1 pseudogene is annotated in these 1,861 nt (G+C 67.4%); it reads left to right on the forward strand.

The features are described 5' to 3' along the window. Window positions 1-1,643, forward strand: a pseudogene (locus ACOQFR_RS00045) (spermine synthase); the annotation flags it as partial. Window positions 1,644-1,861: the final 218 nt, after the last annotated feature.

Raw genomic sequence — 1,861 nt, forward strand, 5'->3', positions numbered from 1 at the left:
TGAGCCTGAGCCTGGGCCGGGCCTCGCCCGAGTCCCTGGCCTCGGGCGTGTTCCGCACGGGGGCCTCGGAGCTGGCGCAGGGTTCGCAGGTGCGCTTCCTGCGCGATGGCAAGACCGCCACGGTCGCGTTCTACCAGCAGGAAAGCATCGGCATCATCTCGACCAACGGCAAACCGGACGCGTCGCTGCAGCTTTCGGCCGAGCAGCCCGCGCCGGAGGATGAGATCACCATGCTGATGGCCGCGGCGCTGCCGCTGGCCTTGCATCCGGATGCAAGGCGCGTCGGGATCATCGGCTGGGGTTCGGGTTTGACCACCCACACCGTGCTGGGCAGCCCGGTGCCGGAGGTGGTGGACTCGGTCGAGATCGAGCGCGCCATGTACGACGGCGCCATGCTTTACGGCGACCGCGTCGCGCGCGCCTACCGCGACCCCCGGTCCAGGCTGCACATCGATGACGCCCGCACCTACTTCTCCGCCGGCAAGAAGAAGTACGACGTGATCGTCTCCGAGCCGTCCAATCCCTGGGTCAGCGGCGTCGCCAGCCTGTTCACCCGGCAGTTCTATCGTTTCCTGGCCGGGCACCTGGACCAGGACGGGCTGCTGGTGCAATGGGTCCAGACCTATGAGCTCAACGACCGGCTGCTGGGGACCATCCTGTCGGCAATCGTGTCGGAATTCCCGCACATCGACGCCTACATCACCAACCAGGGTGATGTCCTGCTTGTAGCCAGTCGAGAACCGATTCCTCGCCTCGACAAGGCCTGGCCGGAGCCTTCCCCACTGCAGGATGAGCTGAGCCGCGTCGGCCTCACCCATCGCGGCGACTACCTGCTCCGGCGGGTCGGCGGCCGCGACCTGCTCGATACGCTGGTGCGCCTGAACGGTGCCACCCCGCACGATGATTTCCATCCCACGGTATCGCTGCAGGCGCCTCGCTCCCGCTTCAAGGGTGAGGCCTCCTGGCAGTTGCTCACCCTCGTCAGCTCTGGCCTTCCCGTCCTGGAAATGACCGACGGCCGCCTGCCGCCTCCGGCGCTGCCTGCGATCACGCCCGTGCTCACCAGTGACCTGGTGGACCTGCATCGCCAGGCCTTGCTCGTCCGTGAGGTGCTCAGGCAAGGACCGGACGACGAACTGAGGCGCGTGAATCCGGAGTTCTCGGCATCTATCGACCGACTCGCCCAGTTGTCCGCGGCGCCATTGGAAGGCGAGGATCTGGTGGCATGGCTGGACATCGTTTCGGCATTGGCCGAGGCCTCCCTGGCGCACCTGCCCGCGGCCGACCATGCCGGCGTCTGGATCGATCCGGCCTGGATCGACACCAGCATCCAGCCGGCGGCCGTCGCGCAGGTGCTTGAAGCGTACGCCGAGTCGGCGCGCCGGAACCCGGCAGGCATGCGCAGGGCTGCACTGGCAGCGCTGGAGGCACTGGGTCCGGACGCACCGCTGGGCACCCGCGAGCACATGCTGGTGATTGCGATGCTGGGTGCCATCGGAATGAACGATGCATCGGGCGCATTGGCGATCGACCGGACCCAGGGCCGTACCGTGGAGGTAAGCGCGGCATCTTCTTACGGCCTCCAGCGCGCTTACCTGCTGGCCTGGATCGACCGGGCGACCGCCGCACCGACGTCGCCCTGATCCAGGATCGCCGACGCGAACCGCGCCGCGTCGATCGCCTGAGTTGGGCTATCCTCTGGCGGTGAAACCAGGGGACGACGGATGACGGTCAGGCAGGTCGGATTGGAGCGGGCGCTGCTGGCGCTGTTCGTGGCATCGGGTTTTGCGGGCCTGATCTACCAGGCGATCTGGTCGCACTACCTGGGACTGAGCCTGGGGCATGCGGCCTACGCACAGAC

This window comes from Arenimonas sp. MALMAid1274 (assembly GCF_049195245.1).
In the GTDB taxonomy this organism is placed as follows: Bacteria; Pseudomonadota; Gammaproteobacteria; order Xanthomonadales; family Xanthomonadaceae; genus Arenimonas.